9 protein-coding genes and 1 rRNA gene are annotated in these 7953 nt (G+C 35.7%); 7 read left to right on the top strand and 3 right to left on the bottom strand.

Annotated features, from left to right (window positions below):
• Positions 1-108 precede the first annotated feature (108 nt).
• The 6 genes from TE34_RS09790 to perR all read left to right on the top strand — a co-directional run bounded on the left by TE34_RS09790 (position 109) and on the right by perR (position 4531).
• Positions 109-546: a potassium channel family protein gene (locus tag TE34_RS09790; RefSeq protein WP_047984644.1), complete on the top strand. Its 438-nt coding sequence runs from the start codon at positions 109-111 to the stop codon at positions 544-546.
• Between the two features lie 58 nt (positions 547-604).
• On the top strand, positions 605-1075 hold the full coding sequence (gene bcp / locus TE34_RS09795; protein ID WP_047984645.1) for a thioredoxin-dependent thiol peroxidase: 471 nt from the start codon (positions 605-607) through the stop codon (positions 1073-1075).
• Between the two features lie 535 nt (positions 1076-1610).
• Positions 1611-2285 carry a sugar transferase gene (locus TE34_RS09800; RefSeq protein ID WP_162200021.1) on the top strand — a complete coding sequence of 225 codons (675 nt, stop codon included), beginning with the start codon at positions 1611-1613 and terminating at the stop codon, positions 2283-2285.
• Positions 2286-2399: 114 nt separating this feature from the next.
• Positions 2400-3350: a D-2-hydroxyacid dehydrogenase gene (locus tag TE34_RS09805; RefSeq protein ID WP_047984646.1), complete on the top strand. Its 951-nt coding sequence runs from the start codon at positions 2400-2402 to the stop codon at positions 3348-3350.
• Position 3351: 1 nt separating this feature from the next.
• Positions 3352-3909 (top strand): cob(I)yrinic acid a,c-diamide adenosyltransferase, encoded by a 558-nt coding sequence (locus TE34_RS09810; protein ID WP_047984647.1) that lies wholly within the window; start codon positions 3352-3354, stop codon positions 3907-3909.
• Positions 3910-4087: 178 nt separating this feature from the next.
• Positions 4088-4531: a peroxide-responsive transcriptional repressor PerR gene (gene perR, locus TE34_RS09815; RefSeq protein ID WP_047984648.1), complete on the top strand. Its 444-nt coding sequence runs from the start codon at positions 4088-4090 to the stop codon at positions 4529-4531.
• Between the two features lie 43 nt (positions 4532-4574).
• On the opposite strand, the gene pabB is transcribed toward perR, so the two are convergent.
• The 3 genes from pabB to TE34_RS09830 form a co-directional block, all read right to left on the bottom strand.
• The gene (gene pabB / locus TE34_RS09820; protein WP_047984649.1) at positions 4575-6302 is read right to left on the bottom strand and encodes an aminodeoxychorismate synthase component I; all 1728 of its coding nucleotides are present in this window, start codon (positions 6300-6302) and stop codon (positions 4575-4577) included.
• Positions 6303-6305: 3 nt separating this feature from the next.
• The gene (locus TE34_RS09825) at positions 6306-6881 is read right to left on the bottom strand and encodes an anthranilate synthase component II (protein WP_047984650.1); all 576 of its coding nucleotides are present in this window, start codon (positions 6879-6881) and stop codon (positions 6306-6308) included.
• A gap of 67 nt (positions 6882-6948) precedes the next feature.
• Positions 6949-7323 (bottom strand): YgzB family protein, encoded by a 375-nt coding sequence (locus TE34_RS09830; RefSeq protein WP_047984651.1) that lies wholly within the window; start codon positions 7321-7323, stop codon positions 6949-6951.
• A gap of 568 nt (positions 7324-7891) precedes the next feature.
• On the opposite strand from TE34_RS09830, the gene TE34_RS09835 reads away from it, so the two are divergent.
• A 16S ribosomal RNA gene (locus TE34_RS09835) occupies positions 7892-7953 on the top strand; the annotation flags it as partial.

The raw sequence follows: 7953 nt of genomic DNA on the forward strand, positions 1-7953 counted from the left end.
CTTTACCGTTACCTATTGTATCGTATTCATTTAGAAAATAAAATGACAAGCCCTCATGCTTGCTTGCATAGAATAAATAGTAATGACCATAAAGAAAAGGGAGATTATATGAGCTTATTACCATGGCTATTGGTTATTGCTGTTGGTTTTGTTATTGCTAGGAGTATCTCTGGATTTGTATTAGGAGAGAAAAAGATATTAGGTGTACGGATGCAAGAAAGAAGATTCTCTATGGAGATGTTTTCATCCTTAGTGATTACCTACACGATTGTAATTCTTGGATTCGGATTAATCTATTTTATCCTATCATTTGAGGGGATATATTTAGTAGAAGGAGGAGAATTGCGTCAGGTGAGTCCAATAGGATCGCTAATTCATTCTTTCTATTTTAGTGGGGTTACCATGTTAACGATTGGGTATGGAGATATTACACCAATTGGAATTGGAAGATTGCTTGCTTTGATTGAAGCGCTAATAGGTTATATCCTGCCAACAGCCTTTGTGATTCATCTAGTCCAGTCCAATCAGGAACGGGCAAGAGATTAGCATTCTATTCCAGCCTAATGTTATAGTGAAGGTAAATGAAATGTTTGGAGGAATTCAGATGACTTTAGAAATAGGAAAACCAGCTCCTTCATTTACTCTCCCAAATCAGGATGGTAAAGAAGTTAGTTCAGAAGACTTAAAAGGAAAACATGTTGTACTATACTTTTACCCAAAAGATATGACACCTGGGTGTACAACGGAGGCATGTGATTTCCGTGATAATCATGAAAGTTTTAAAGAATTAGATGCAGTGATTGTTGGCGTAAGTCCAGATCCTGCTGATAGTCATCAGAAGTTTATTAATAAGCATGATCTACCATTTTTACTTCTAGCAGATGAACAACACGAGCTTGCAGAAGCTTATGGTGTTTGGAAGTTGAAAAAGAACTTTGGTAAAGAGTATATGGGCATCGAACGCTCTACTTTTATTATCGATAAAGAAGGGAATCTTCAAAAAGAATACCGTAAAGTAAAAGTAGAAGGCCATGTAGAAGAAGCGCTACAATTTATTAGAGAAAATCTATCTTAAAGGATCCCAAGTTGGGGTCTTTTTTTGTTGGAATTTATTGTTAACATCATTTTGGCTAGAAAATATATTGAAAAAGAAGATTAGGATTGCCGTTAACATCATTTTGGCAAGAAAATATATTGAAAAAGAAGATTAGGAGGGCCGTTAACATCATTTTGACAAGAAATTATATCGGAAAAGAAGTTAAGAAGGGCTGTTAACATCATTTTAGTAAGAAATTATAATGAAAAAGAAGTTAAGGAGGGTTACTAACATCATTTTGACATGAATTTATATTTAAAAAGAAGTTAAGGACGACTATGAACATCGTTTTTAACAGTAAATGATTAAAGTTAGGAGTAGCTTATGCTAGTACGCTAGCAAATGAATATAATAGATTAGACAATCCCCAGCCCCCAATCTCTTTTTAAAGCCCTCAAACTTACTAGACTTATGATGGACACCCTTTTATTACTTTTCAATTACATAGTTATATACCTCAGACAACTTGAATAATATGAAGTAGTTAAGTATGTACAATGTAAAGAAGGGTATGATGAGTGAAATGCTAGAGTCTGCCAAAACAAAAACGGATTATTTCATACATATTAATCTGTATTTCTTTTTTAAAAGACTAATAGATATATTGTTTAGTACCGTGTTATTTATTTTGCTTCTACCGCTCTTTCTATTTATTTGTTTGCGAATCGCCAAGAAGGAAGGAAGACCTATATTTAATCGGGAAATACGAGTTGGTAAGAATAACCGAACCTTTACGATGTGGTCGTTCCGCACAATGACTAATGGTTCAAGAGTTATTCGCCAGTTGCCACCATATCCATTTCCGAGTTCCTGGGAAAAAGGTGTACCTGATTACTTTAAAATAACAAGAGATAAAAATATTACTTTTACAGATACAGGGTTATGGCTAGCTAAATACCACCTGAGTAAAATTCCACAATTAATCAACGTTATGCGAGGAGATATGAGTCTAGTAGGACCTAGCCCAGAACGGCCGGAAGTTGCTGATTATTATAATCAACAACAAATGAAACGGCTAAAAGTTAGACCAGGACTCACTGGTTATGCTCAAATTAAAGGTGCTACAAATGACAATCACGGGCAAAAAATCAGGTATGATCTTTATTACACACAAAATTGTTCGTATAAGTTAGATGTTAAGATAGTTATGGAATCAATCAAACGTTTGTTTAAGAAAAGAAATTATTAAACTACTAGCCAGTGCCCAATATCGGGAGCTGGCTATTCTCTTTAAGTTGTCCATTTTTGTAATTCTGTTTATTATGGAGATAAGCATTTAGTGAAAATAAAGGGGGATTTCATCTTGGTTATACTTTTCTCAGCAACTATCTCGGAAAAACATAGGCAATCATTAGTACAAAAATATCCAACACTGGATTTTATATTTACAAGTGGAATTAAGGAAGCGGAACAGCACCTAGAAGAAGCAACAGTATTTGTAACATATGGTGACGATTTAGATGAATCAACAATAGAGAAAGCTATCAATCTAAAATGGATTATGGTCCTTTCTGCAGGTGTTGATCAATTACCGTTCAAACAAATAGAAAAGAGAGGTATCCTTGTAACAAACTCACGTGGCATCCATAAAACACAAATGGCGGAGTACACGATTTCTATGATGCTACAAGTGTATAGACAAGAAAAGACTCTGTATGAGAATGAAAAACTAAGTAAGTGGGATAAAAGTGTGCGGATGAAAGAAATAACAGCTCACACACTACTAGTATTGGGTACTGGTGACATTGGACAAGAAGTAGCAAGACTGGCAAAGGTTTTTCAGATGAATACAGTTGGCTTATCTCGTAGTGGTCGTCCAGTAGAATACTTTGACGAAGTATATACAATAGAAACTATAAAACAAAACCTTCCTAAGGCAGACTTTATTGTATCGGTTCTGCCAAGTACAGCTGAAACAAAGTATTTTCTATCAGATGAGCATTTTAATCTAATGAAAGAGGAAGCGGTGTTTATTAATATTGGTAGAGGTGATCTTGTAAAGACAGAAACCATTCTACAAGCAGTGCGAGATCAACAAATTGCACATGCAGTACTAGATGTATTTGAAGTGGAGCCTCTTCCGGAAGACAGCCCACTTTGGACGGAACCAAATATTACGGTAACACCACATATTTCAGGACAATCACCAAACTATATGATTCGAGCTTTAACTATTTTCCAAGAAAATCTTGATAAATACCTAAACGGTGAAAATAACTATACAAATACAGTTGAACCATCTAGGGGGTATTAATATGAGAATTTATACAAGATCAGGGGATAAGGGACTGACATCATTAGTGTATGGAAAAAGAGTTCCTAAAAACGATTTGCGTGTAGAAGCGTATGGAACATGCGACGAAGCGAACTCCATGATTGGTCTAGCATCCAGTTTATTAGAACAAGAGAGCTGGGAAGGCAAGGGTAATTTTCTAGAGCAAATGCACCGTGTTCAAACGATTCTATTTCATGTTGGTGCAGAGCTGGCGACACCTCCTGATAAGGAAGTCGCATGGGAATTGAAGAAAGAGCATATTGAAGAGTTAGAAAAGCAAATTGATGAGTGGGACCAGCATTTAGAACCGTTAAAACAATTTATCCTACCTTCAGGACATCGTGCATCAAGTGCGCTTCATGTCGCTAGAACTGTAACAAGAAGAGCGGAACGTCTAGCAGTAGGACTAGTAGATGAATTACCCAATCAGTTAGTTGTCTCTTATTTAAACCGTCTATCGGATTTCCTATTTGTTGCAGCGAGATATGTAAACCAAGCCCTGAACGGAAAAGAACTACCATTAAATACAGATGTGTAAGCAAGCAAGTAGTGTCATATTCGCCTTTAGAACTAACACTAGATAAGTTATAATATTTAATGCTAGAAAATATACTATTATTGACAACAATCCTTGGATAAGCGTACACTAATTATAAAGATTATAATATAATAATTGTGTTATTCTCAGAATTTCTCACGAAAGCGAGGTGCATGGCGTGGCTGAAAATAGACTTCAGAAAGCAATTGATGCATTAAAAGAGTCAGGAGTACGAATTACACCACAACGTCATGCGGTGCTTGATTATCTAATGGAATCAGTTATACACCCAACAGCTGACGATATATATAAAGCATTAGAAGGTAAATTTCCTAATATGAGTGTTGCTACAGTATATAATAATTTACGTGTTCTGCGTGAAAACGGATTGGTCCGTGAATTAACATATGGTGATTCATCTAGTCGATTTGAAGTTAATTTGACTGACCATTATCATATTATCTGCGAATCTTGTGGGAAAATCGTTGACTTTCATTACCCTTCATTAGATGAAGTAGAGTCCTTAGCTGAAAAAGTTACTGGATTTGAAGTAAGTCATCACCGAATGGAAGTATACGGAAACTGTGAAGATTGTAAGCATGTTGAAGCTAATACACATTAATTAAACATGATAAGCCCTGCTCCGATTGGATGCAGGGCTACTTTTATCTTATATGAACTAATACCCATTCCTTCACACTATTGATAAACCAAATTCGATTTACTATAGGAATATCCTTTTTATAAATAACTCGCTCTACAATCTTTCCTTCATTAAGTAACTCCTCACGATAGGTTCCAGCTAATAGACCACAATGTACAGGTGGTGTATATAACTCTCCATCGATTTCTACAACAACATTCCCACGAGTAAATTCTGTGATTTCATCGTTTTCATTCCATAGTAGGACGTCAAAGACATCTGGATAGTCATCAAAGTGCTTTTCATAGAATGTGCGATTGGTGGTCTTGTGATAAAGAAAAATATTGTTTTTAGACACAGGGTGTTTAGCTAAGGATACGAGTTGTGTGTCACTATCGATTGGTGGTTCAGGCAAGATTGTAATTGTTGTTCCTCCATCCTGACTGAGTAATACTCTTATCTTCCAATTATCAAGTGGGTACTGCTTTGCTAAAGTTTTGAGTTGATCGGCCAAAGTAGCTCGCATAAAGCGAAAATTAAAATAAGAAGCAGAATTCTCTAATCGGTTTAAATGATTGTCCAGAACGAGAAACTCCCCATTTTTCAAACCAATTGTTTCTATTAACTGGAAGGTATCCTTTGTTTTCGAAAGAACTTTAGCTTTCGTCAGAACTTCAGCGTATTCCTCATCTTCTTGGGAGTCCCATGTAATTCCTCCCCCAACGCCATAAGTTGCATCTTCTTCTTTGTCTAGGATGACTGTACGTATAGGTACATTAAAAATTGCTTCTTGTTCTGGTGTGATAAATCCTATCGCACCACAGTACACCTCGCGAGGAGAGGTTTCTAATTCATGAATAATGTTCATGGTATTTATTTTGGGTGCACCTGTTATTGACCCACAAGGGAATAATGCTTGAAAAATATCTAAAATGCTCTTATCAGAATCAATTTCTCCAGTGACAGTTGATGTCATTTGAAATACAGTTGGATACTTTTCAATGGTGAAAAGTTCCGGGACTTTCACAGTACCAGGCTTAGCTAACCTTCCTAAGTCATTCCGTAGCAAATCAACAATCATCACATTCTCGGCTCGGTTTTTTTCGGAATGAAGAAGCCATTTTGAATTCTCTTGATCCTCATCTACTGTTCTACCCCTACCAACAGTTCCCTTCATCGGTTTTGTAGTGATTTTTCCTTCTTTAAGATGGAAAAAAAGTTCCGGTGAAGCGGATAAGACTTTATAGTCACCTATATCCAAATAGGCACTATAGTTGGCAGATTGTGAACTTGCGAGTTGTTTGTAATAAGCATAAGCATCCCCTTGGAACTCTGAAAGCATTCGAATTGTATAATTTACTTGGTAGGTTTCACCTTTTTCAATATGATCTTTGATTCGTTGAATAGCCTTGTTATATTCGCCAATAGTAGTAGTTGGTTTCCATTCAGATGTATGGAAGGATCCGATGGGGTGATTGGTAGAGTTCTGTGCATGTTTGTAAATCCCAAACCAAACCAATGGCATTCGGTTATTCGAATGAACTTTCATAGATGGTTCAAAGGCAGGTGATGCTTCATACGAAAGATAACCAGCAGCATAATATCCTTGATTAATAGCTTCCTGAACCTTTACTAAAGATGGGATAACCTGATCGATTCTATCAGCAGTGATAACTTCAATTGGATGTTCAAAAGTAGTCGATGTTCTATTGAAATCAAATTGAAGGAAGGGGCTATGTACTTGACTCATAGATTACTCTCCTCCTTTATTGTTGAAAAAATTACTTAAAAGCGAGAGTCCACTCTCAGATAAAATAGACTCTGGATGTCCCTGTATTCCTTCAACAGGATAATGACGATGTCTAAGTGCTGCAATATCACCTGATTCTGTATAAGCACTTACTTCTAGACATTCTGGAAAACTATTACTGTCTACCATTAGTGAATGGTACCTTGTTATTTGCAACGGATTTGGTAAAGCCGTAAACATACCTCTGCCATCATGTTTAATAGAAGAAACCTTTCCATGTGTCGGTTCTTTCGCTTTAATTACGTTTCCACCGAAAGCTTCTGCGATGATCTGATGTCCTAAACAAACACCGAGAATTGGGTATTTTTGATAAAATTGCTTTACGATATCCAAACAAATTCCGGCAGTACCTGGATTACCTGGTCCTGGTGAGAGGAGAATATGGGTTGGTTGGATTGATTCGATATCCTCAAGAGCAAGCTCATCATTTCGTATAACAACTACTTCTTTATTTAATTGGTAAAGATACTGAACTAGGTTAAAAGTAAATGAATCATAATTATCTACTATAAGAATCAATCAAATTCCTCATTTCCTTCATATAAAGAAAACATCTACCTATTGGCAGATGTTTTCTGAGTTAACGTTATTTTTTCTTTTGCTCTCTAAGGTATTTTCTCGTATTATATTTTTCATCAAATTCTTCGCCTTCAAGATTTTTATCTAAAGTAAGAGGCTGTTTACAATGCATACAAGCATCTACGCGTCCTAACATTTTTGTAGGTTTATCACAGGAAGGACATACTATTGGAATAGCCTTGGTTGATAACATGCCAATCCAGAAGTAAACAACGGTACTCAAAACAATGGAGATAACTCCTACAAGAAAAAGCAAAGCCATCAGCCAATCAATCTTCTTTACTAACAAACCTATGTACATGAATCCAATACCTGCAAATATAAGTATCAATGCAAACGAACGGATTTTATTTATTTTACTGGAATAAACTAGTTGAGCCATACTTATTTGTCCTCCTTATTATTTACAAGAGTAGTATAGCATAATTCTAATAAACAATAGAATTGTTTTCCTTAAATAAGGAAATAGTATAATGCAAGATGAGATTCACATAACCGCCTATTAATGAATAGAATACAGAGGCTTTATTTAACGACAGACAATTATTTTAAAATAGTATTGACTTAGGTTTATAACCGTGGTAAAGTTATATCCGTTGCTCAAAATGATTCAGTTCATTAAGCGACAAGTAATTGAAAACAAATTAAAAAAGTGTTTGACATTACGATAGTTAACATGATATATTATTAAAGTCGCTGATTTGAACAGCCGACCGAGAAGATAAAAACTTCTTGAAAAAAGATGTTGACATAAAGCGTTCAACGTGATAATATATAAAAGCTGTTGCAAAAAACAGCAACAACAATTTTGCTCCTTGAAAACTGAACAAAACAACCAGTATGTCAAGAAGAAACATACCCTGTTTTTTCTTAAATTATGAAATACAGAAGCTAGCAGCTTCTTTGCTAAGAACTTTCCTATGAATGATTGGTGTCATTCATAGACAAACTTTTTGGAGAGTTTGATCTTGGCTCAGGACGAACGCTGGCGGCGTGCCTAATACATGCAAGT

The sequence above is a fragment of the Ornithinibacillus californiensis genome (genome assembly GCF_001038485.1).
Taxonomy (GTDB): domain Bacteria; phylum Bacillota; class Bacilli; order Bacillales; family Amphibacillaceae; genus Ornithinibacillus; species Ornithinibacillus californiensis.